This is a genomic window from Cryobacterium frigoriphilum (assembly GCF_004403305.1).
Taxonomy (GTDB): domain Bacteria; phylum Actinomycetota; class Actinomycetes; order Actinomycetales; family Microbacteriaceae; genus Cryobacterium; species Cryobacterium frigoriphilum.
On sequence record NZ_SOHE01000030.1, the window covers coordinates 1 to 20,830 of the forward strand.

A 20,830-nucleotide genomic window follows, 5' to 3' on the forward strand; every position below is an offset into this window, starting at 1 on the left:
TCGTCCACTTCAAAAATCACAACCGGCCAGAATGGCTCAGCCGTCATAGTGGCGTCAATCGTTGCCGACGCCGCTGCATGATGATTCCCCGTCTGCAGTGACACCCGTAGAGGTTGCGTTTCACTGAAATGAATTCACTACTCGGCGGCATCGGATATCCATGCAACGAGAATACTCGTTGCCCATACCCGCGAACGTTCGTTCCATCATGAATCGCCGGGGAACAGGGACCGGAACACCTGAGCAGGCGATCGCCCGCTATCGCTCAGGTCCCGCAGGGGGAACGGCTACCGAGACGCTTTTAGTTGGATCGGGCGCGTCGTAAGCGGTCGAGGCCGGCAAGGCCGTAGACGATAGGTGCTGTGCCAGGACGAGACGGATCGTTTGAGTCTGGCGCGGATTCCCAACTCCTCCGGCGTATGGAAGTGTTTGCAGATAAAGTTACGTGTAAACACTCTAAAACCCGAGAAGGGCGGCTCCTCATGGCGACGATTGATGATCTACCCGTTCAGGTTTTCAATGCGGCCGCGGCTGCCGACGCAGGTTTCGGTGGGCGAGAGCTGCGTCGGCTTTGCGAGAGCGGCGCCATCGACCGCATCGGCAGGCGCTTGTACCGCAGGGCCGATCTTCCGCCCGCGAACCTGGACCTGATCGAAATCGCCGCCCGAAGACCGGACGCAACATTGTGCCTCACGAGTGCCTTGGCGCACCATGGCCTCATTGATGCCATCCCCGCGCGTATAGATATGGCCCTGCCTCGCGGCGCCCGGTTCCCGCGCACTCAGGCCCCGGTCGCCTGGCACCATTTCGATCCGGAGACATTCACGCTCGGGCGCACCGAACTGTCCATAGACGGAATTGATGGGACCATTGGCCTGTACTCGCCGGAACGCTCCATCGTCGATGCTTACCGGCTTCGCGGACTGGAAGGGTATGAGATCGCCCCGGAGGCGTTGAAAAACTGGCTCCGCACGAGCGGGTCCCACCCGGCCTCACTGATGGCCATCGCCCAGCAGCTTCCCCGAGCGAGCGGTCCCCTTCGCCAGGCCCTGGAACTGCTGTCGTGAGCATGGCATCGCAGCTCTATGCCGCACTCCAAAGGCACGCCCGAGAATCGGGCCGGCCGGTCACTGAGACGGTCACCCTCTACTCCATGGAAGCGTTCCTAAACAGATTGGCTCAGACGCCGTACCGAGAGGATTTCGTCCTCAAAGGCGGAGTGCTACTGGCCGCCTATCACCTTCGCCGTCCGACGAGCGATATCGATATGGAAGCCGTCAACTTCCAAGTGGATGCCGCACATCTGGTCGCCGTTGTCCGTGCTGTGGCGGCGATCCCCGTCGACGACGCCTTTGCCATTGACCCGGTCCGCACTGATGTTCGCGCCATCCGAGAGGGCGACGACTACTCCGGCCTCCGAGTCAAGATATTCGCAAACGTTTATAACAGCGCACTGTCGTTTCATTTGGACATCAGCACCGGCGACCCGATTTGGCCGGATCCGCACGTTGTCGCGGTTCCGCGTATCCTCGGCGGTCAGTTTGAAATGCTGGGATACCCGGTCGTGATGGTTGTCGCTGAGAAGGCAGTCACGATGCTGACGCGTGGTGCAACGAGCACCCGATGGCGCGATGTCGTAGATATCCGTAACATCTCGATGACACAGGACTTTCTTGCGGGTGAGGTTCAGGGTGCTGCCCAGCGCGTCGCCAACTTCCGCCAAGTACCACTCACCTCAATCGCGGTAGCCACGGCGGGTTGGCCCGCACTAGCTCAGACGAAGTGGGCGGCATGGCGGCGCAAGCTCGACATCTCGGAACAATGCCTGGAATCGTTTGAAGAACAGCTGGCGGAAGTAGTCCAATTTGTGGATCCGATATTCACTGGTGCTGTGAGGACGGATGCGGTGTGGGACCGGGCGATCAAGCGGTGGCGTTAAAGTTGAATTGATGCGCCCGTACTCCAACCCTAACCGGGCCCAATTCGATCGTGCCCGCGTCGCCCGCTGGTAAGTCGCAGCTCGCGCCCCATACTGACAACATGATCGTGGACGAGGATATTATTCGGATACTCCAGAGCTTAGATAGCTGGCGGGGCCCTGAATGGCGAAAACGAGAAGAGCCCTACGACTACCGCATCACCGGCGTTGTCGCAGNAGAAGTGTAGCAACGCGATGGCCTGACCGCCAGGCTAGTTGTCTCCTTGGCGTCCTCGGATTCCCCCCAGTATTGGTTATATGCGCCGCCCGCAACTGCGTGGGATTGGGTGACCCAGCTCCTGATCTGGATAGACGAAGAAGTGTTCACGCTTGGTCTCGGCGCGAGCCGCTCCCGCACGGCCTTCGAAGGTGTCAGCTACGTGACTGTCGAACCTTATGGATGGCGGAGGAGCGACGAACACGATCACCTGCGCCTCAAAGCCGCCGCCGGCCCTGATGGCTGGCACGGCAATATCTCCGACTAGCAAATTGCTGCGTGAACCCTGCCGATTGAAGTTGCGCGTAAGGCGGATGTGGAACGCGACATATCTGGGGCCGAACAACTCGACGGCCGAGTGCGCCGACCCTGCGTCACAGGAGAACCCCAACCGAGACACGAGAAAGCGCCGCAACGCCTACTTGCGCAGGCGGACTATCCAGCCGACGACCTTTCCGTGATGACCACGCGACTGGCGAAAGCTCAGCACACTGTGCTGCATAGCGCCCCTGTTTCCGGAACCCGAACACCGCGTTCCTCTGGATCCTTCGACGGGTGGTAGCGAACCGAGATCTGATCAATTCGGGCAACGCGACCGGACAGCTGCGTCCGATCCGACCGGTCGGAAGGATCGCGGACGGCGTCGGCATAGGTGTCGAGCTGCAAGGAGACCGCGCGGCGGCCGGCGAACAGGCGGGAAACCCAGTCCTGGTCCATCGGCACCAGCGACCAGTCGACGTGTTGGTCAAGTGCAACGTCCAAACCATCCTCGGCAACCTGCCATTCGGTGAACCACACGCCGATATCGCCGGATTCCTGGCTCGGGACGATGTCCTCTGGCTCGACCTCCTCCGCGTTCACCCGATCGATTGAGTCGTAGGTGCCGTAACGTACCCGAACATCGGTATCGCGCTTGCCCTCTTCATTCGAAACAGGCGGTAGCTGGCTTCCAAGATCCTTCATGGCACCAGACTAGGAACCCGCTTGCCACATTGCAATCTGCCGGGCCATCCACTCACAAACTTCAGAACATGTCAGGAAAAGAGTGCCCACAAACGGAACTCCCTACGGGACGAGCTCTTTGAAGTGAGGTCGCCTTCTCGCGCATCTACCCAATTGCTGCCGATGAAGAAGAGGGTCGGGTCGATTTCATAACGCCATCAAAGGGAACGGGCGCAAGCGGGGGGTCCCGTGACTTAAGCGCCATCAATAGGATGGGGCCATGAGTAATAAGATCACCGGGCGTCTTATCCCGGTCATTTCTGCATTGTCTGTCGCCGCTTTTTTTCTTTTTGCGGCGCTCTGGGTGAACGGGAACTTTCCGTTCCCCATTGCGCTCAGCATTGGAATCGTGCTCGGCACAGGCACCTATCTTGCTATGGCCAAGGGATCGTCCCGGAAAGCCTAGTCTGACCTGAGCCACCGGCACGGGTCCGCAGGCGAACTCTCTGCGGGAGGTGCCGGAGAACAGGTATCGTCATGTTCAGCGTGGGCACCATGCCCTCGAAAGGGGAGAAACAATCTGTGGCTTGAATGGTCTCCATACACTGGTCATCGTCGGTGTGATCGCCATCATTGCACTCGTCATGATCGCCGTCGTCGTTGTCGCAATTCGGCTCGCGCGAAAAGGCGGCGACCATTCGCTGCCTTCATCACCTGATCCTGTCGAACAGATTCAACGACTTGCCAAGCTGCGTGACGATGGCCTACTTTCGCAGGCAGAATTTGAGACGAAACGAGCAGAACTTCTGGGACGAATCTGACGCAGGACTGCTGCCCCACTGCGGAGCTGTGAACGTCCAAGCACTCTCGCAAATGGAACCCTCTACGGGAGGGCTGCCTTCAGATCAATTCGGAGCGTTGGGCCGCATCTAGGTTTGTCATGGCGCAGAAACCCGCGTGGTCGCTCGCGATAGCCTCCGCAGACTCAGCACTGCCTTGAACATTCCGGTGAGTGCGACGAGAACGAGAACGCCTCCGGCCAACATTGTCTGCATGGACGAGACCTGTGTGAACAGAAACACGCCAAACCCCATCGCGGGGACCGCGATCGCAATCGCTGACCACCATGCGAGCAATTCTTTTTTCTTCCCCATAAATGCAGTATCCCCTACGGCAGCACTCTCGGCTTGACGAGGACCGCCCGGCCACCGGAATCAGGGAGTAGCACACCCCTGACGACCGACGACGAACGAGACAGATCTGGGCCAAACCAGCTGGCGGCCGAGTGCGCCGACGTTGTGTCACACGGAAAACCTCTTACTGACCTGGCGTCTTAAGGTGGGCACCCATTTGCACCCTGCGCGCATAGCGGTCAAGCCCAAGTTCGGTCTCGATGCCGACAAGGGAACGATGAAATTGCGTTGCTGGTTTCTCCTCCGCAAATCCGGCGCTCGCGTAGAACGGGGCGTTCCAAGGGATGTCGGCGAAGGTGCGAAGCGAAATGCGATGATAGCCGCGCTTCTGCGCTTGAACTTTGGCGGCCTCCACGAGCGCTCGACCCCAGCCCTTTCGCGCGTACCTCGGTGCTACGGAGAGCTGCTCCAAGTGGCAGATGCCGTCGACCTCTAGAACATGGACAAAACCCGCTACGCGACCGTCGTCGAGCTCGACGACGAGGATGAATCCGGGCTCCGACGCACGAGCAACGCCCGTGGGTGCGGTAGCCCAGTCATCAGGCTGGAGTTCGTTGATCAAGAGTCGATCAGCGTCGTTTTCAATCTTCTCGATCGCATCGAGGTCTCGCGATCGGGCGAGGTGGACGCTGGCTGCCATGTATCGAGTGTACGGACCGGAACGTCCGAGGGCCGATCGGCCTGTGCGAGCGCGGCGCGGTCTCGAGTACCTCGTGTCTGAAGGGGAACCCTGAGCGGGAACATCTGACTTGCTCGCAAGGAAAGCAACCAATAGACTTACTTCTATGGAAAACAACTTGTCATCCGGCCGATCTAATCAGCAAAGTGACGCCGCGGTTCTCTTGGGTGACCTTGAGTCTGACCGCGCGGGCCTCATCGAGCGCCTCAACGAGCCAAAGTGGTTTGCCCCTACATACGGCGCGTTAGCAGCGATCTTCATCTCGACACCGGCGCTGCCAGAGACGTTCAACCGTGGGTTTGTACTGACATCGATCGTTGTGACTGGAGTCCTGCTGGTTCTCGGCTACCAGTGGGTGACAGGCATCAAGCTCCTCCGCTTCCGGGTACTCGAAGGTGTGCTCTTCGGAATTGCCATATTGACCACACTGTTCTTCTTCAGCGTCTCGCTCGGACTTGCCGCCAGCGGGCTCCCCTTGTGGATCGTAGCCTCCGCAATCGCCGGGTTCCTGGCCGCAACAGGTCTTGCCTTGCTCGGTGTCTCTTCCATGCGGGAGCGTGTACGCGATGTCGCCTGAAGGCGCTTTCAACGAGCTCGTTCATGAACCGATACGGCTGCGCATCTGCGGCCTGCTGCGCGCCGTCGATGAACTCGACTTCGCCGTACTCAGAGACACCCTTGGCATCAGCGATGCCGCTCTGTCGAAACACCTCAAAGTACTCGCGACGGCTGGTTTCGTAACATCGAAAAAGATCGCCTCGGAGGCACGGGCCGACGCGCGACGACTGACATGGCTTCGACTCACGGACGTTGGCGGGGATGTCTTCGACGACCACATCCGGGCGTTGAGGAAGATTGCGGCTGGCACCGACGCCTTCGCCTAACAGGGCCGCTTGGATCGCGCTGACCACGGTCGCGTCCCGCTGATGCGCCGTTTAGCGAACCCCGTACGGGAACCGTAAGTTTGAGTCGGTCGAATGCCAGGCGGGTCCGGTCACCGGCGCCCGGCGTCATTCGTGACGCTGGTCGCGCGCAGAGCCATCGGGCGGGCGAACTGTAACGTTTTGAAGGTGGGCGGACATTACAGAGTATGGATACTGACGTAGTGAACGAAGTCGAGGTCTGGGCGCGTGCGTGCGCCAACGACGGCCGTGCGTTCACAGCGCTGTTCGACACTCATCGTGACCGGGTCTTTCGCCACGTTTTACGGCTGGTTGACAATCCCCACGATGCTGAAGAGGTCACGTCGACGTCATTCTTGGAGTTGTGGCGCCGCCGGGCAAGTGTCGTCCTCGTGAGCGAATCGGTCCTTCCCTGGTTGTTAGTAACAGCCGGCCACATCGCGCGCAATGTCAGCCGCGGAACTCGGCGGTACCGCGCACTTTTCGATTCACTGCCGCGAGCGGAGACCGTTGCTGATGCCGAGCAGATCGCTGTCGCCCACATCGAGGAGGACGAGTCGGTCGGCTGCCTCAAAGCTGCGATGAAAATGCTTAAGCCAGCGGATGCTTCCCTCATCGTCTTGGTCGTCCTGCAGGGCTATGCGGTCGCGGAGGTTGCGACCCTGTTGGGACTCTCCGACGGGGCAGCCCGCACCCGCCTGCATCGGGCCAAAGGAAAAATTCGAGAGGAACTCGCGGAGGCACGACCATGACGCAGATTGATTTCGATCCGGTATTTTCGGCGGCGATCCGCAACGAGTTGGACGCGCGCGTCTCCGCGCCGATAGCGACCGTCCCGTTTTGGCGGCGACACCTTCGCCTTGGAGCGGGTATCTTCGCCGGGGCGAGCATCCTGATCGGAGGCGCAGCCGCTGCCACCGGCCTGTTGCCCCTGCCAGGCGCAGAAGAGGTCACCGAACTCGGTGCATCCGTCATCGAAACCGCAACGGGAACGGAAACGGTTCAGTTGGGCGCTGTCCCCGACGGGGCCACCGGTATCCGGGTCTCCCTGACCTGTCTGACTCCCGGATTGTTCACCTTTGACGACGGCGCGGGCATCCGCTGCGCCAGGGACGACGTCGGTGGCCGCTCCGGCGGTGTCATCTACACGCTGGATCTCGCGCCGGAACAGCAGTCCGTCACCATCACTACCGCACCCGAATCTAGCTGGACCGTCACTGCGGCGTATGTCAGTGAGCGAACCACGGAGTGGGCAGTCAACGCCACAGGCGAGACGTATGGAGTGCTCAACGAGAGCGGTCAGCCGGATCTGATCGCGGTCGTCGCGACCAATGGAAACAACGGCTACGTGCACTCTGCGGACCTTGCCCGCGTCGACGGCAGTGAACAAGCCGCAACCTTCACATCCCCCGAGCAAGCGCTCGAATGGCAAGACTCAATGGCTGGGGAAGCCGTCTCCGTGCCCGTCTATGAAAGCGATGGCGAAACTCGCATCGGAGAATTCACAGTCCAATACTGAATCAAGCAATGGGCTGACTCGTCATGGCCGGACTGCTCGAGTCACAGAACTGGCCCGTTGGCCGGACCTCTTTCGGGCACTCCCTCGCGACAACTGGGCTCCGCATCGCGCTTGAGCGGGAGGTGTCCGTATGACCCGCCCGTTGACGATTCGCACTCAGGTGCCTCTAACGCAGCGAGGACTTCCTCTTGCGCGCATGTCGCGGTGGTCGAAATGAGTGGATGCGACTTGGTCGAGCACCTGCCCCAGCGAACGAACAGCCGCGATCAGGTTGCCGAGGACATCGTAGGCTGGCCTGGATCATCAATGCTGCGGGTCGCGTGGGCCAGTGTGCGCATCGACTCGCTGGCGGCGTCTGCAGCGGAGATGGGGTCTAGTAGCGTGGGCATGATTCCTCCTCGACAATTGAGCTCGTCCAGGAGGTGCACGACGCTGACCCACCGCCCCAAAGTTTCACGCCCTGCGTTTTCGCATGCGCAGGACGTTGTCCGTGTCCTTCGGACATCGCAGCGCTCTTCCGCCGGATCGGCCACGAGGATGTTATTCATATGGAGGGCCCAGGGGACCAAACTGCGACGCGGTTGTAGAAAACCCCACCGCCTCACGCGACCAGCTCGTTGCCGCCTTGCCTCAGTTGTTGACCGACCGAACCAGTAGTGAGCAAGTCGGTCCCAATATGTAAAGCGTCTGCACGGCAGGCGGACCGGGGCCTTTGGACTCACTACATCCGCGAGGCGAACGGGTCTCCCACTGGTCCGTGCTGTTGAAACAGCTGTCAAATCAAACGTGGTTGTCAACACCCAGCCATTTCATGTTCGAAGTGTGACAGAAACAATCTTCGCCGACACGTCAACTTGGCGGGTTTCGCTATTGCTGGACGCTTCCCCTTCTTCGTCGAAGAAGCTGTAGCGCGAACTGCCGGCGGCTCTGCGCTGTGACCTCCACGGAGTGATGACGCCGCGGTGCAGGACGCGATCACATTGTGGCGAGCAGGACGACGTGTCTTCCGGGGGCATCGTTTCTCTCGAGCGCTCGGTGGGCTGTCCGGACTTCGTCGAGTCCTGAGTGCACTTTTGAGATGACGGTTTTGAAGGTTCCGGCCGCGATGGCGCCGAGGTAGTGCTGGAGTGATGCTGCCGGCAGGTTCGTGGCGTTACCGCCGTAGCTTGTGAGTCGGGTGCCGTTCGGGATGTTGAATGGGGAGTTCGGGATGGTCCATTCGCCCGCGAGGGCACCGGTGAAGCAGACGGTGCCGCCGACGCGGACGAGGCTGAGCATTTTGGGGAGCGCCGGGGCATTGATTAGCTCCAGCACGGCGTCGAGTCCTTCCGGAGCGACCTCGTTGATATTGTCCGTGAAGCTGTCGTCGTCGAGTACAGCGTAGTCAGCGCCGACTTGTTTGAGTAGGTCGAATCGGGCCGGGTTGCGGGTGGTCGAAATGACCGTCGCCCCGAGGTGGTGGGCCACCGCGATGGCCGAGAGTCCCACAGCGGAGGTGCCGCCGTGGATGAGGATGTTTTGTCCTGCTTGGAGCGCGAGTCCGGTGGTGATCGAGCCGTGCGCGGTCTGTAGCATCTCGGGCAAAGCGCCGAGGGTTTCCCATGGCAGGTCGCTGGTGAATGGAATGACGTTCCTGGCGTCAACGACGGTGTATTCGGCGTAGGCGCCGTCGATGGAACGCCCGAGGCCACCCATCATCGTGAAGACCTTCTGCCCCAGATCAAGGTGGACGCCGTCACCGGTGGCGTCGACAATGCCGACGGCCTCGATGCCGAGGATGCGCGGAAAGGTGAAGTCAGGACTGGACTCACCGCGTCGGCTGGTGACCTCCGATTCGTTCACACCGAACGCCATGACCCGGATACGAACCCACCCCGGGCGAACGTCCGGGATCGGCACGTCGGTCACTATGAGTTCGTCAGGTGAGACGGGACCAGTAAGTCGGATCGCACGCATGGTGTCAGGCACGGGAAGGCTCCTCAAAGGTTGCACGACTGGAAGTGGAGGAGGTGACAAGAGCACGGTACGCATCCCGCACGATGCCCTCATCGAGCGGAGCATCAGGGTGGAGCGCCCGATAGCTCCACCATCCCCACAGCAGCGCGTCAACGGCCCGAGCTGCGCTGTCGGAAAGAGCGCGGCGAAGGACCACGAGAGACTCTTCCTGGAAGTCGCGGAGGAGATCCGCAACCCGAGGACTCCGCGCCCCATAGAGGTGAAACTCTTCATACAGGCGGATGTCCTGGAGCGATGGTGATGTTGATCCGCTCGTAGCGGCAACGAGCGCATCGACGACGTCCGTCTCGGTGCGGGCGTCGCGCAAGGGGGCCGCGTAGAGCGGTTCGAGTTCGTTTCGCAGGGTTTCGAATGCGCTCACGATAAGCGTCTCCAGATCGGAGAAGTAATACGTCGTCGACCCGAGCGGCACGCCGGCCTGCGCGGCGATGCGCCGGTACGACGCCGCATGCACGCCTTCTGCCGCGATGACCTCCAACGCTGCACGAAGAATGCGGGCCCGGCGCTGCGGGTCGTTGGGCTTGCCCTTCCTCACGAATCCCCTTTCTCGATGTCAGACCATGTGCGTACCATGGTACACATATCCAGAAAGCATCGCGCTGGTCACCGACCCAAGAGGACAACATGCAGGACGACACACTCCAGCAGCACGCGCGCAACCGAGTCGAGGAACTGCCAGGTGCGGAGCTCGAGCATCCCTTCGGCCCGGAATGGGAGGTTTTCAAAGTCCGCACCAAGGTGTTCATGCTGCTCACCGCGGTCACCGGTGAGCCGATCGTAATCGTGAAGGTGGACCCGGAGGACGGTAAAGCTCTCCGCGAGCAGCACGCGGACATCACGCCGGGATATCACATGAACAAGAAGCACTGGATCACCTTGAATCCCGGCGGAGACCTGACACAATCTTTCGTCGAGGACCTCGTCACCGAGTCCTACCTGCTGGTGGTCGAGAACCTGCCCCGGGCAAAGCGTCCGGTCGATCCTGACCTCTTCGGCAACCGGAGGGGTCTATGACACCGTCAGGTAAGCAGTTGCAGCAGCACGCCCGGGAGGTCGCGCGATCGCTCGAAGACGTCACCGGCGGACGCCCGTTCACTCCGCACCTCGATGTGTGGAAGGTGCACGACAAGGTCTTCCTCGTCGTCACCGACGATGATCCGGAACTGCAGATCATCACCGTGAAAGTTGATCCAGACCAGGGAGACGCGCTCCGCCGAGACGTCGAGTCCATCACGAGCGGCCACTATTTCGACAAACGGCATTGGATCTCCATCGGCCCCGGTGCCGGAGTCACGAAGCAGCTGATCGAGCATCTGGTGCTCGGGTCCTACGACCTCGCAGACGACCACGGACCGAGGGGGCAGTCATGAGCGAGACACCATCACTGTTCGACGTCGACGATGCCTCGCGGCCGCTGGCCGATCGGCTCCGGCCGCGCACCCTGCAGGAGGTCGTCGGGCAGGGCCATGTTCTCGGGGCGGACGCACCGATCGGGCGCATGGTCCATGCCCAGAGACTTGTATCGATGGTGCTGTGGGGACCGCCCGGGTGCGGGAAGACCACGATTGCACGGCTCCTCGCCAAGCAGACGGACCTAGCGTTCGAATCGCTGTCCGCGACATTCTCCGGTGTCGCGGACCTTCGCAAGGTGTTCCAGGGGGCGCAGCGGCGCCGCGAGGTCGGTCAGGGCACGCTGCTCTTCGTCGACGAGGTCCATCGCTTCAACCGCGCCCAACAGGACAGCTTCCTGCCCTTCGTCGAAAACGGCACCATCGTTCTCGTCGGAGCAACAACGGAGAACCCCAGCTTCGAACTCAACGGAGCCCTCCTCTCTCGCTGCCAGGTATTCGTACTGCGCCGACTGGCCGACCCAGCCCTGCGGACTCTTCTGACCCGTGCCGAGGACCTCTCCGGGCGCGTCTTGCCACTGGATACCGCCGCGACCGATTCATTGGTGGCGCTAGCCGACGGCGACGGCCGGTACCTACTGAATCTCGTCGAGCAGCTCCTCACCCTGCCCGAAGATGCCGCACCCCTGAATACCATCGGTCTGGCGCAGCTGGTACAGAAGCGGGCGCCGTTGTACGACAAGACGCAAGAGTCGCACTACAACTTCATCTCCGCCCTTCATAAGGCAATGCGCGGCTCTGACCCGGACGCAGCCCTGTACTGGCTAGCCCGGATGCTCGACGGCGGCGAGGACCCCCTCTACATCGCGCGGCGCCTGGTCCGATTCGCGAACGAAGACATCGCGATCGCCGATCCCCAAGCCATCCACCAAGCCCTTGCCGCCTGGGACGTCTACGAACGTCTCGGATCCCCAGAAGGAGAACTTGCAATCGCCCAAGCCGTCGTATATCTCGCGACCGCCCCTAAATCGATCGCCGTGTACCGGGGATTTATCCAGGCTATGCGAGAAGCGAAAGCGACCGGATCGCTGATGCCCCCCGCGCACATCCTTAACGCCCCAACCAAGCTCATGAAGCAGCTCGGCTACGGCGACGGCTACGAATACGACCCCGACACCACCGACGGGTTCTCCGGCCAAAACTACTTCCCCGACGGCATCCAACGCACCCGATTCTACGAACCGACCAACAACGGCTACGAGGGGGCCATCGCGGACCGACTGCGCCACTGGCAACAGCTCCGAGATGCGCCTCGCGACACCAACGCCCCGAATGACCGAACGTAAGGACCCATGATGACTGACACTGCAACCGATGCCTACAGCTCCTTCTCCGTTTTCGACCTGGAGCAGACCCGCACCTTTTACCACGAGGTACTGGGGCTGAAGGTCGAGGACCGCAACGGGATGCTCACCATCCACCTCCCCGGCGGTGCGAGCACCGTCGCGTATGCGTCCCGTAACCACCAACCAGCACGATTCACCATCCTCAACATCGTCGTGCCCGACCTCCCCAGCACCGTTTCCGACCTCGCCCGGCGCGGCCTGGAGTTCGAGCGCTACGAAGGCACACCCGCTCAGACCGACTCAGACGGGATCTACCGTGCCAACGGCCCCTGGTTCGCTTGGTTCACCGACCCCTCCGGCAACGTTCTCGCCCTCTGCGAACGCGATCTCCGCACGACCGACAACAACTGACTTACGCCCGCAACGCGAGATCGAGGTTGGGAGCGGGTCTGTGGCCAGTGCGCTTGGTTCGCGTTTCCGACGTCAACGACGAAGACCTAGGCTGGATGAAGCCCGACCGGAGTATGGAGGACGCCGCGGCCGGATGGCTGGCCGCCGGCCCAGCCGTGGTCGTGGTCACCTTGGGCGAGGGCGGTGCGTTCGCACTCACTGCTCAGGGAAGAGTCTCCGTAATGGCACCCCGGATGCCCGTGGTCGACGCGGTTACCTAGCTCGTCGCGCTTTTTCCGGCCTACCGGTTCGTGACTGCCGTACGGGGCGATTTCGACGTGACCAGAAATGAACCAGAAACCCATAAACTGACCAGAATTCGTCCGTATTTCTCCGGTCCGACGCGTACACTGACCGGCATGACATCCGCGGAATTCCGCGGAATTCTGCCTTATTTGCAGGTGTGCCGAACTCCCTCCTCGACTATCAGTTGATCTTGGTTCGAGTCGTTGCGACGCTGAGACACTCTTTCGGTGATCGGGACCCCGTCCTAGGATTAAGCACGGCGCAGTGAGTAGTCAGCTCGGAGTCCACAATTACGGACTTGAACCGCGCACGTATATTCACCGCTTATCGCGTCGAAACGGCGCAAGCCGGGCCGAGAGGTCGGGCTGAAATAAAAGAGCACAGTAGAAAGTAACCCCCGATCAGAACGACGTATATCCAGAAAATTCGAGGCGTCGACGCCTAAGGAAATGGGCCAAATATTGTCCCGTCACAAACCGTCGGTCCCGGGTTCAAGTCCCGGTCGCCCTACAAAAAGCACACCCCCTCGCTGGTCGAGGCGCGTGTTTCGGCGGGCTCAACAACCGGCGAGCGATCGAGACCCGTCCCGCTGGTCGAGCGCGTGTTTCGGCGTTCCAATGACCGGCGAGTCGAGACCACCGCGAGCCGATCTCGCCCAGCCGCCGCCTGCTCGGTCTGGCATGACCTCGAAGCGGGAGATCCGCTACCGGGTCTCTGACGTGCTCCGGTGGCTGGACTTGCTCCATGAGCCCGAGCCATCCCTCCGCGACCACGGGGCAAAGGACGGATGGCGGGCCGACCCCGGCTGCCGATCAGTACCTTCGGGACCATCGCGGCGCAGGAAATCTTGACGGCAATACCGCCTTCGTGCGGCTTGACGGCGATATTGCCATCAGCTACGCTGAAGGGAATAAGACCGTCTCAAGGAGTCTGTTTTGGCTGTACGTGGAGAAGTAAAGAGTCCTGAGGGGCTGGGTCGGATGCTGCAGCAGGGCCGCCTGGTAAGCGGTCTGACACAGCGCGATCTCGCGGAGAGGTTGGACACCGACCAGAAGTACATCTGGGGTTTGGAGTCCGGCAAGAACACCATCGTGCTCGAGCGCATCTTTGCGATCATGCGGCAGACCGGTATTCGCATGTACATGGAGGTCGATCCAGGCACCGACGGCTCCCAAGAGGACGTCGTGGGCGAGCCCCGTGGGTGACTTGCGCGTCGAGCTGTACGGCGAGCTGGTCGGGCATCTGGTCGGTACGGACCGGCGCATGTTTGATTTCGTCACGGCGAAGAATGCCATCGATACCTTTGGGCTTGGCAGCACGATTCTCTCGGCAGCGGTGCCGTTCGACCTGGTCAGTAACCGCAGCCGGGCGGCGCGAAGACGCAACTTCTTCGCCGAGCTCTTGCCCGAGGGCACTGCGCTCGACACCCTGGCCGCCGAAATCAGAGTCTCCACCGACGACACCATTGCGCTATTGGCCCGGTTCGGCCGCGACGTCGCCGGCGCTATCCAGATATACGATCCCGAGGCGCCGGGGGAGCCGCGCACGCCGGCCGTCGCGCTGGTTGACGGGGCCGAAGTGGGCCGGATGCTCACCAATACCCAAACGGCTCCTCTCGGAAACCGGCCGCAGTCCGGCCGCACGTCCTTGGCCGGCGTCCAGGACAAGATCGTGCTGGCACGACAAGACGACCACTGGTTTCAAGTCCTCGAGGGGTATCCGTCAACCCACATCATCAAGCCACCGTCCATGCGTTACCCGACCATCACCTTCGACGAGGAATACGGCTTCCGCGCGGCTAAAGCGGCCGGCCTCACCACGCTCCACACCTGGATCGAGGACTTCGGCGGCGTCCCCGGTCTGGTCATCGAGCGCTATGACCGATCACCGCACGCACCGCAGGGACGCATTCACCAGGAAGACATGAATCAAGCTCTTGGCGCATCGAAGAACGAGAAGTATCAAGAGTACGGCGGCAAGGTCTCCCTCAAGCGCATAGCGGATGTCCTCGGTCGCGACGGCGACCGAGCCTCCGTCGAGCAGCTCCTTCGGCTCCTGACCGTTTCGCAGGCCGTGGGTAATCTCGATATGCACGCCAAGAACGTCAGCATGCTTCACCTCCCGGACGGCGGCACGAGGATGAGCCCGGCCTACGATGTCGTTCCGCAAACGCACCTCGACAGCGACGGCAAGATGGCTCTGGCCGTCAACCGAAAATACAGTCATGCCGCCATCACGATCGACGACCTTGTGGCCGAAGGCGAGGCGTGGAAAGTGCGCGCTCCCCGGTTAATCATCACGTCCGTGCTGGAGACCGTGGAATCCTTCGCCCGTTCAGAGACTCCGGCCCCGCAGGCTTACGCCGGGCTCCAGGACGACATTATGCGGTTCACCAAGAACCTCCTCAGCGGACGCCCCACGGGTAGCAACCCGTCCCGCTGGTCGAGGCGCGAGGAACGAGCGATCGAGACCCGGCGGGACGTTCTACGAGAATCTCCATCCGTTGGTTGAGCGCGTGTTTCGGCGGGCTCAACAACCGGCGAGCAGTCGAGACCTGCGGGAGATTCGCTACCGGGTCTCTGACGTGCTCCGGTGGCTGGTCTTGCTCTATGAACCCGAGCCATCCCCCCGCACCCACAGAGCCAAGTCCTGATGGCGGGCCGACCCCGGCTGCCGATCAGCGACGTTCCTCGCCAACGAACCGGCGGCCGACGTGCTGGGGCACACCCCGGCCTCGACGACGAAGGCACACTACGCCGGGCCCGACCGCACCGTCCGGCCGAGCCAGCGGCGTTCTGCAGCGGTTGGCGCCGCCCACGTGAGTCGGGCCATACGATTGTCCAATGACCGAGATCCACAGGCCCAATGTTTTGTTCGTCTGCCAGAAGAACGGTGGCAAATCACAGATGGCCGCAGCGCTTCTCCGTGCCGCCGCCGGAGACACGATCACGGTCTACTCAGCGGGAACGAAGCCTGGGGCAGCGCTGAACGCGCAGTCGGTGGATGCCTTGGCCGAGTTGGGGATCGACGTCGGTGACGAGTACCCGAAAGCCATCACTGCGGAGATGGTGTCCGCGGCTGACGTCGTCGTCGTCCTCGGATCTGAGGCGCAGGTCGATGAGGTGCCAGGCACGGCATTCGAGACGTGGATCACGGACGAACCGTCTGAGCGTGGAATCGAGGGAATGGAGCGCATGCGCCAGGTTCGGGACGACATCCGCGCGCGAGTCGACGGCCTCAGGGCGCGCCTCGAGAAATGAGCTGACCAAGGGCTGGCGCGGCTCCCCACCCATCCAGCTTCGAGTGGACCTGGACGGCATCCGCTGTGCCCGCACCCGCTGTTGCCGGCGATTGCGTACGCGTTGCAATTCACGTCGACCCACGAGTCTCCGCAATTGGCGCCGTAGCGGTTGACGTCGACCCCGCTGATGGGGGTGTGGTCCGATCCGTCGAGCACGATTCCCTTGCCGGACTCCGTGACCGACAGTCCGAGCACGGGCGCTGTTGGTACTGGGTTCCAAAGCGGATGCTGCGCCCAACGGTACGAACGCGCTCGCAAGTGTGACGCCTGCGATGGCGATGGCTGAAGTGCAGAATGGTGCTCGACGAAGTGACATTGTGCAGCCGGGCGATAGCATTCGGTTATGCCCGTGCGCCGCGACCTCGCCGAACGTCTCGCAGAACACGTGGACTGGCTGCGGGCTTCGGCTGTACGTTTCGATGCGGGCACCACGTCAGAGGCGAAGCGCATCGCCACCTCGATTCGTTCGCTTGTGCACACGACCGACTCGTCGACGTCGTTGCTCACGCAGATGAATCTGCGGGATTCGATGGTCTGGCGTTCCGCCGTTAATATGGTCCCCTCCGACGGCGAGACTCACGCGGACGCCCTCTGGGTCTCAGTCCCGAGCGTGCCGGGTTTCCAGCCCATCAAGGGAATGCCCGAACACCTGACAGATTTCGAAACGTGGTGGCGAGGGTCTCTTGGAACCGTCGAAGGAGTCGAGCTCAGCCGGCACTACTTCGTCTGGCACGCGGCCAACGTGGATGGCGGAGCCCACGTCGATCCCCGGCTTCCGGATCACTACGACAGCCTGAGCCGCAAGGGCGGTCTCAAGCCACTGCGCATAAACAGTGCGGGCAACTCGTACCCTGACCGGTCTGATCCGACGCCGAGCGCCCTGAGAACTATGTGCACCGAAATCGTGATTTCCATTGAGGAAGCGAAGTGGTGATACTCACTACCTGTGAGGGGGACGAGCCTCATGGTCCCAATTTCGCAGGTTCTCGACAGCCGCGGGTGCTCCACGGTGTTCGATCATGCTCAAGACGCGGCGGGCTTCCTGCCCGTGCAGAAAGACGACGCTGATCCATCGGGATGTGCGTTCCTGCGGTTCGAACCCAGCCATGGGTGGCTCCATTCACGTGTGTCCTTCGTCTTGGAGGTGCGCGAGGCGCTCCGCCGTCGGGGGCGACGATGAGAGAATGAGGTCATGGCGACAATCGAGCTGCTCCACATCGCAGACTGTCCGAATTTGGGAGAGACCCTTCTGCGCCTGGTGCGTGCGGTCGAGAACACGATGCCGTCGAACCCCACCATCACGTCGACCCTGATCGATTCCGCCGAAACCGCCGCCCGAGTGCCCTTCGCGGGATCCCCAACGATCCTCGTCGACGGGGTTGATCTCTTTCCCACAGACGGCCGCACCAACGACCTTGCCTGCCGCATCTATCTCACACCGAATGGAATGGCCGGAGCTCCGACCCAACAACAGATCGAAGTCGCGCTCACGGCTCACGGATAACTTCTCAGCATTCACCTGTTCCTGCCACGGTCTCGCCTATCCGCGCCGCACCAGGTCGTTCACCATGCCGCTGCCTCGCACGCCTCCTACGGGCGGGCGTCGAAGCGGCGCCTGTAGTTGGACGGCGTGCACCCAAACGCCGTGAGGAAATTCTGACGGAGGGTAACCGTGTTGCCGAACCCGCACGACGCCGAGACTTGGTCGATTGAGAGATCAGTCGTTTCGAGCAGTCGCCGCGCCTCGTCGAGGCGCCGGGAGCGCACCCACGCGGCTGGTGTTGCCCCGGTCGAAGCGCGGAATGTCCGCACGAAGGACCGACGGCTCATGTGGGCAACTGCCGCGAGCTGATCGACACCGAGGTCGTCGTCAAGATGCTCAAGCGACCACTCGATGGCCTGCGCCACCGGATCATTGGTGACACGTTGTGCGATGGGACGTTCGATGTATTGGGCTTGCCCGCCCTCGCGATGAGGCGCAACTACGAGTGAGCGGGCAACCCGGTTGGCGGCGTCCGCACCGAGGCGCGTGCGGACAAGATGCAGGCAGGCATCCAGGCCGGATGCGGTTCCAGCCGACGTGAGCACGTCGCCTAGATCGACGTACAACGCCGATGCGTTGACCGTCACGTCGGGGTGACGAGCGGCGAGGTCGTCGACCGCCTGCCAATGAGTCGCCGCAGAACGGCCGCGAAGCAGCCCGGCATCAGCAATGGCAATTGCTCCCAGACAGAGGCCGACAATGACCGCCCCACGGTCGTGCGCAGCATGCAGCGTTTTCCGCAGCACAGGGCCCAGTGCTCGCCCGTCATCCGCCCAAGACGGTACGACGACCATGTCCGCGTCCGCTGCAGTCCCCGCCCCACTGATCCCGCTCAGCTGATACCCCTCAGCAGTGCGGATGGAGCCGGCTCGATCGGAGAACAGCACCGTCGTCCACTCTGCCAGACCCCGTCGGGCGACCTCATCAAAGACGAGTTGAGGCGTAGACAGATGGAACATCGGCACGCCATTGCACGCATAAATGGCGATCTTCACGAATGCTCCAATCGTTGGCCTAGATTCATCGTATTGTGTCATTTGAGCCAATGGTGTGCCGCGGCGGAGCAGGCGATCATAGAGGAAACGCAGTTGACACTGCCCGAACGTCAGGACCCAATTACAATGACCACACCTCGTCGCGCACTGATCCTCGTTGACGTGCAGCAGGAGTACTTCAGCGGACCGCTGGAGATTCAATACCCAGCTCACGCTGACTCGTTGTCGAAGATCACCGCCGCCATCGACGTGGCCACCGCCGCGGGAATTCCGATCGCTGTCATTCAACACAATGCTGGAGACGACGAACCTGTCTTCAACCCGACGATGGACGGCTTCGCGCTGCATCCGGACATTGCGAACCGCCAGCGTCCGGAGTGGAAGTCCGTGACGAAGCAGTTCGGCACGGTTTTCGCCGGCACGGATGTGCTCGACTGGCTTCGGGAGCACGAGGTCGACACGATCACCCTCGTGGGCTACATGACCAACAACTGCATCATGGCGTCGGCCTCCGAGTCCGAGACCCATGGGCTGGCCGCCGAGGTGCTCTCGGATGCGACCGGATCTATCAACATCGCCAACGATGCGGGCTTCGCCGACGCGAAGACTGTTCACACGACGCTCATGGCGCTGTTGAACTCGAACTTCGCCGCGGTCGCCAGCACAGAGTCCTGGACCGATGCTGTCGCGAACGGTTCCACGCTGGCCAAGGGCGACCTCGGTAGTTCCGCCGTCGTTGGCGCCCAGAGGGCTGCCGAGCGATGAATTTACAAAACGGAAAATCTCGGCCGTGACCTTTCTACGCTTCCGCAGCCAAGAAGAGCTGGCATCGCGGACATAGATTGACGGGTGTCCGTCAGCGGTGGGCCGGCGCAGGGGAATGTTCACCTGCCGGTACGCTCACACGCTCCGGCACAACGGCAAGGCCGCCGCCGTGAACGCCTGCGCCTGCTGGCCCACCAGCCGGCGTGTCTCGCACGAGCTTTGAATGGCGGCCTGCTCGATCAACGCCACCGCCGCATCAAGCCCGTCGAAACTTGGCGCGGTTACGTACACGAGCCCGGTCGTGCGCAGCACGCCATGCCCGGCCGTCAGGTCGGCCTCCTGGTGCAGCACGTCGTCGTACTCAGCCGTGGCCGCGGCATCCTGTATTTGGCCTATGCGGGTGCGTTGGTGGGCGTCGCTGATCAGCTCGGTCTTCTTCTTGCGCAGGTCCCGCGCGGCCTGGTCGGCGCGCACGGGCAGGTAGTGCAGTGACACCGTGCGCAGGATGCCGTTGGTGAAGACCAGCGGTGACAGAAACCCCGGAAACACCTTCGACCTCAGCACGCGTCCCCACCCGACGACTCGCCGGTGCTGTTCGTCAGGGTCGAGCAGCGCGAACGCGGGGTGTGACACCGCGACGACCGCGGTCAGCGTCAGCGCGTGCCGGGCGGGAATCATAACCGCCCCGACTCGGGATCGTTCCACTCGCGCAACGCCGCCGCGTCGCCCGGCAGCGACAGGGTTCCCACCGGGCGAGGGCGGATGATGCGGCGCCGGTAGGTCAGCTACTCATGTCCCGCGCGCCACACCGACCAGGTGACGACCCTATGCTCAACGAGTAGATTGGGCATTCTCAACGACCCGGAGCATCCGCTTAAATGCGACTTGCCGAGGCACGGGATCGAAAGGTTCTGCCATGACCGACGACGAGAACAAGACAGCCGCGGAGGATCTCGCGAAGCGACTCCGTCTGCTATTCGACGTCGCGGTCGCCGAGATCGGCAGCGAACCGACGTGTAAGCAACGCGGCACGAACCTCTCGAGATCGCGCTGGACGTACATCGTGAACGGCCATCGATACGTGCAAGACGCTCCGCTGTTCGAGGGCCTCGCCGCCTACTTCGACGTTGACCCGGCGTTCCTCGCCGGGCAGGCAGGCGCCGAGATCCCCGCCAAGGTGAGCGCCCAACTCGACCTGGTGCGGGCCATGCGTGCCGCGCGGGTGAAGACATATGCGGCGCGCACGCTCGGGGACATTTCCCCCAACGCGCTGCAAGCGATCAGCCGGTTCCGCGACGAGGAGATCTCGCAGAGCCGGCCGTCCGCACAAGAGCGTGCCGAGAACGCTCCACACAAGTCCGGAGGGAAGTGACCCGATCGTGAACAGCG

The 20,830-nt window shown here is 62.1% G+C and carries 26 protein-coding genes and 1 pseudogene; 21 read left to right on the forward strand and 6 right to left on the reverse strand.

All coding sequences use genetic code 11. The features are described 5' to 3' along the window. Positions 1–482 precede the first annotated feature (482 nt). The 3 genes from E3T55_RS06775 (at position 483) to E3T55_RS06785 (ending at position 2,463) form a co-directional block, all read left to right on the forward strand. Positions 483–1,067 (forward strand): type IV toxin-antitoxin system AbiEi family antitoxin domain-containing protein, encoded by a 585-nt coding sequence (locus E3T55_RS06775; RefSeq protein ID WP_134518821.1) that lies wholly within the window; start codon positions 483–485, stop codon positions 1,065–1,067. A 2-nt stretch (positions 1,068–1,069) separates the two neighbouring features. Beyond that, complete coding sequence (locus tag E3T55_RS06780; RefSeq protein ID WP_134518822.1) at positions 1,070–1,939, forward strand: nucleotidyl transferase AbiEii/AbiGii toxin family protein; 870 nt, start codon at positions 1,070–1,072, stop codon at positions 1,937–1,939. Positions 1,940–2,265: 326 nt separating this feature from the next. Then, positions 2,266–2,463 (forward strand): hypothetical protein, encoded by a 198-nt coding sequence (locus E3T55_RS06785; RefSeq protein WP_134518823.1) that lies wholly within the window; start codon positions 2,266–2,268, stop codon positions 2,461–2,463. Positions 2,464–2,678: 215 nt separating this feature from the next. Here E3T55_RS06785 and E3T55_RS06790 read toward each other — a convergent pair whose 3' ends face one another. Continuing rightward, on the reverse strand, positions 2,679–3,158 hold the full coding sequence (locus E3T55_RS06790; protein ID WP_134518824.1) for a DUF6578 domain-containing protein: 480 nt from the start codon (positions 3,156–3,158) through the stop codon (positions 2,679–2,681). Between the two features lie 259 nt (positions 3,159–3,417). Here E3T55_RS06790 and E3T55_RS06795 point away from each other — a divergent pair, with 259 nt between their 5' ends. Then, complete coding sequence (locus E3T55_RS06795; protein WP_134518825.1) at positions 3,418–3,603, forward strand: hypothetical protein; 186 nt, start codon at positions 3,418–3,420, stop codon at positions 3,601–3,603. Positions 3,604–3,757: 154 nt separating this feature from the next. Then, positions 3,758–3,958 carry an SHOCT domain-containing protein gene (locus E3T55_RS06800; RefSeq protein WP_198418530.1) on the forward strand — a complete coding sequence of 67 codons (201 nt, stop codon included), beginning with the start codon at positions 3,758–3,760 and terminating at the stop codon, positions 3,956–3,958. A 496-nt stretch (positions 3,959–4,454) separates the two neighbouring features. Here E3T55_RS06800 and E3T55_RS06805 read toward each other — a convergent pair whose 3' ends face one another. After that, positions 4,455–4,970 carry a GNAT family N-acetyltransferase gene (locus tag E3T55_RS06805; protein ID WP_134518826.1) on the reverse strand — a complete coding sequence of 172 codons (516 nt, stop codon included), beginning with the start codon at positions 4,968–4,970 and terminating at the stop codon, positions 4,455–4,457. Between the two features lie 145 nt (positions 4,971–5,115). On the opposite strand from E3T55_RS06805, the gene E3T55_RS06810 reads away from it, so the two are divergent. From E3T55_RS06810 to E3T55_RS06825, 4 genes are all read left to right on the forward strand, one after another. Continuing rightward, positions 5,116–5,586 (forward strand): hypothetical protein, encoded by a 471-nt coding sequence (locus E3T55_RS06810; RefSeq protein WP_134518827.1) that lies wholly within the window; start codon positions 5,116–5,118, stop codon positions 5,584–5,586. Then, the gene (locus E3T55_RS06815; protein ID WP_134518850.1) at positions 5,576–5,893 is read left to right on the forward strand and encodes a transcriptional regulator; all 318 of its coding nucleotides are present in this window, start codon (positions 5,576–5,578) and stop codon (positions 5,891–5,893) included. Before E3T55_RS06810 ends, E3T55_RS06815 begins: the two co-directional genes overlap by 11 nt. Positions 5,894–6,114: 221 nt before the next feature. Next, positions 6,115–6,663, forward strand: coding sequence for an RNA polymerase sigma factor (locus tag E3T55_RS06820; protein ID WP_198418531.1), 549 nt, complete (start codon positions 6,115–6,117; stop codon positions 6,661–6,663). After that, complete coding sequence (locus tag E3T55_RS06825) at positions 6,660–7,430, forward strand: hypothetical protein (protein ID WP_134518829.1); 771 nt, start codon at positions 6,660–6,662, stop codon at positions 7,428–7,430. Before E3T55_RS06820 ends, E3T55_RS06825 begins: the two co-directional genes overlap by 4 nt. Before the next feature lie 975 nt (positions 7,431–8,405). Here the strand turns inward: E3T55_RS06825 and E3T55_RS06830 are convergent. Continuing rightward, entirely contained in the window at positions 8,406–9,491 is a 1,086-nt protein-coding gene (locus tag E3T55_RS06830) for a zinc-binding dehydrogenase (RefSeq protein ID WP_338145120.1), read from the reverse strand. Next, a complete protein-coding gene (locus E3T55_RS06835) occupies positions 9,391–9,981 on the reverse strand; it encodes a TetR/AcrR family transcriptional regulator (RefSeq protein WP_134518830.1) in 591 nt (196 codons plus the stop codon). Before E3T55_RS06835 ends, E3T55_RS06830 begins: the two co-directional genes overlap by 101 nt. An 89-nt stretch (positions 9,982–10,070) precedes the next feature. Here E3T55_RS06835 and E3T55_RS06840 point away from each other — a divergent pair, with 89 nt between their 5' ends. The 10 genes from E3T55_RS06840 (at position 10,071) to E3T55_RS06885 (ending at position 17,642) form a co-directional block, all read left to right on the forward strand. Beyond that, positions 10,071–10,460 (forward strand): MmcQ/YjbR family DNA-binding protein, encoded by a 390-nt coding sequence (locus tag E3T55_RS06840; protein ID WP_134518831.1) that lies wholly within the window; start codon positions 10,071–10,073, stop codon positions 10,458–10,460. Beyond that, positions 10,457–10,816, forward strand: a complete 360-nt coding sequence (locus E3T55_RS06845) for an MmcQ/YjbR family DNA-binding protein (protein WP_134518832.1) — start codon at positions 10,457–10,459, stop codon at positions 10,814–10,816. Before E3T55_RS06840 ends, E3T55_RS06845 begins: the two co-directional genes overlap by 4 nt. Beyond that, a complete protein-coding gene (locus E3T55_RS06850; protein WP_134518833.1) occupies positions 10,813–12,141 on the forward strand; it encodes a replication-associated recombination protein A in 1,329 nt (442 codons plus the stop codon). The genes E3T55_RS06845 and E3T55_RS06850 overlap by 4 nt, the downstream gene beginning before the upstream one ends. 9 nt (positions 12,142–12,150) lie before the next feature. After that, positions 12,151–12,552 (forward strand): VOC family protein, encoded by a 402-nt coding sequence (locus E3T55_RS06855; RefSeq protein WP_134518834.1) that lies wholly within the window; start codon positions 12,151–12,153, stop codon positions 12,550–12,552. Positions 12,553–13,581: 1,029 nt separating this feature from the next. After that, the gene (locus tag E3T55_RS06860) at positions 13,582–13,794 is read left to right on the forward strand and encodes a hypothetical protein (RefSeq protein ID WP_134518835.1); all 213 of its coding nucleotides are present in this window, start codon (positions 13,582–13,584) and stop codon (positions 13,792–13,794) included. Positions 13,795–13,817: 23 nt separating this feature from the next. After that, positions 13,818–14,042: a helix-turn-helix domain-containing protein gene (locus E3T55_RS06865; RefSeq protein ID WP_241992921.1), complete on the forward strand. Its 225-nt coding sequence runs from the start codon at positions 13,818–13,820 to the stop codon at positions 14,040–14,042. Beyond that, complete coding sequence (locus E3T55_RS06870; protein ID WP_134518837.1) at positions 14,035–15,348, forward strand: type II toxin-antitoxin system HipA family toxin; 1,314 nt, start codon at positions 14,035–14,037, stop codon at positions 15,346–15,348. Before E3T55_RS06865 ends, E3T55_RS06870 begins: the two co-directional genes overlap by 8 nt. Before the next feature lie 332 nt (positions 15,349–15,680). Beyond that, positions 15,681–16,097 (forward strand): arsenate-mycothiol transferase ArsC, encoded by a 417-nt coding sequence (locus tag E3T55_RS06875; RefSeq protein WP_134518838.1) that lies wholly within the window; start codon positions 15,681–15,683, stop codon positions 16,095–16,097. Positions 16,098–16,481: 384 nt separating this feature from the next. Then, positions 16,482–17,072 carry a hypothetical protein gene (locus E3T55_RS06880; protein WP_134518839.1) on the forward strand — a complete coding sequence of 197 codons (591 nt, stop codon included), beginning with the start codon at positions 16,482–16,484 and terminating at the stop codon, positions 17,070–17,072. A gap of 300 nt (positions 17,073–17,372) precedes the next feature. Beyond that, positions 17,373–17,642 (forward strand): thioredoxin family protein, encoded by a 270-nt coding sequence (locus tag E3T55_RS06885; protein WP_241992922.1) that lies wholly within the window; start codon positions 17,373–17,375, stop codon positions 17,640–17,642. Between the two features lie 86 nt (positions 17,643–17,728). Here E3T55_RS06885 and E3T55_RS06890 read toward each other — a convergent pair whose 3' ends face one another. Next, positions 17,729–18,676 (reverse strand): GlxA family transcriptional regulator, encoded by a 948-nt coding sequence (locus tag E3T55_RS06890; protein ID WP_174775439.1) that lies wholly within the window; start codon positions 18,674–18,676, stop codon positions 17,729–17,731. A gap of 126 nt (positions 18,677–18,802) precedes the next feature. On the opposite strand from E3T55_RS06890, the gene E3T55_RS06895 reads away from it, so the two are divergent. Further along, positions 18,803–19,441, forward strand: a complete 639-nt coding sequence (locus E3T55_RS06895; protein WP_134518842.1) for an isochorismatase family protein — start codon at positions 18,803–18,805, stop codon at positions 19,439–19,441. A gap of 135 nt (positions 19,442–19,576) precedes the next feature. Here E3T55_RS06895 and E3T55_RS06900 read toward each other — a convergent pair. After that, positions 19,577–20,226 (reverse strand): annotated as a pseudogene (locus E3T55_RS06900) (SCO6880 family protein); the annotation flags it as partial. A gap of 131 nt (positions 20,227–20,357) precedes the next feature. Between E3T55_RS06900 and E3T55_RS06905 the strand changes: the two are divergent. Beyond that, positions 20,358–20,813 (forward strand): hypothetical protein, encoded by a 456-nt coding sequence (locus tag E3T55_RS06905; RefSeq protein WP_134518843.1) that lies wholly within the window; start codon positions 20,358–20,360, stop codon positions 20,811–20,813. Positions 20,814–20,830 lie beyond the last annotated feature (17 nt).

Coding starts and splice junctions, on each gene's coding strand:
- E3T55_RS06880 (WP_134518839.1), top strand. CDS start 16,482: ATGCCCGTGCGCCGCGACCTCGCCGAACGTCTCGCAGAACACGTGGAC.
- E3T55_RS06825 (WP_134518829.1), top strand. CDS start 6,660: ATGACGCAGATTGATTTCGATCCGGTATTTTCGGCGGCGATCCGCAAC.
- E3T55_RS06790 (WP_134518824.1), bottom strand. CDS start 3,158: ATGAAGGATCTTGGAAGCCAGCTACCGCCTGTTTCGAATGAAGAGGGC.
- E3T55_RS06845 (WP_134518832.1), top strand. CDS start 10,457: ATGACACCGTCAGGTAAGCAGTTGCAGCAGCACGCCCGGGAGGTCGCG.
- E3T55_RS06795 (WP_134518825.1), top strand. CDS start 3,418: ATGAGTAATAAGATCACCGGGCGTCTTATCCCGGTCATTTCTGCATTG.
- E3T55_RS06860 (WP_134518835.1), top strand. CDS start 13,582: ATGAGCCCGAGCCATCCCTCCGCGACCACGGGGCAAAGGACGGATGGC.
- E3T55_RS06840 (WP_134518831.1), top strand. CDS start 10,071: ATGCAGGACGACACACTCCAGCAGCACGCGCGCAACCGAGTCGAGGAA.
- E3T55_RS06775 (WP_134518821.1), top strand. CDS start 483: ATGGCGACGATTGATGATCTACCCGTTCAGGTTTTCAATGCGGCCGCG.
- E3T55_RS06780 (WP_134518822.1), top strand. CDS start 1,070: ATGGCATCGCAGCTCTATGCCGCACTCCAAAGGCACGCCCGAGAATCG.
- E3T55_RS06875 (WP_134518838.1), top strand. CDS start 15,681: ATGACCGAGATCCACAGGCCCAATGTTTTGTTCGTCTGCCAGAAGAAC.
- E3T55_RS06855 (WP_134518834.1), top strand. CDS start 12,151: ATGACTGACACTGCAACCGATGCCTACAGCTCCTTCTCCGTTTTCGAC.
- E3T55_RS06830 (WP_338145120.1), bottom strand. CDS start 9,491: ATGCTCCGCTCGATGAGGGCATCGTGCGGGATGCGTACCGTGCTCTTG.
- E3T55_RS06815 (WP_134518850.1), top strand. CDS start 5,576: ATGTCGCCTGAAGGCGCTTTCAACGAGCTCGTTCATGAACCGATACGG.
- E3T55_RS06805 (WP_134518826.1), bottom strand. CDS start 4,970: ATGGCAGCCAGCGTCCACCTCGCCCGATCGCGAGACCTCGATGCGATC.
- E3T55_RS06810 (WP_134518827.1), top strand. CDS start 5,116: ATGGAAAACAACTTGTCATCCGGCCGATCTAATCAGCAAAGTGACGCC.
- E3T55_RS06895 (WP_134518842.1), top strand. CDS start 18,803: ATGACCACACCTCGTCGCGCACTGATCCTCGTTGACGTGCAGCAGGAG.
- E3T55_RS06865 (WP_241992921.1), top strand. CDS start 13,818: ATGCTGCAGCAGGGCCGCCTGGTAAGCGGTCTGACACAGCGCGATCTC.
- E3T55_RS06850 (WP_134518833.1), top strand. CDS start 10,813: ATGAGCGAGACACCATCACTGTTCGACGTCGACGATGCCTCGCGGCCG.
- E3T55_RS06905 (WP_134518843.1), top strand. CDS start 20,358: ATGACCGACGACGAGAACAAGACAGCCGCGGAGGATCTCGCGAAGCGA.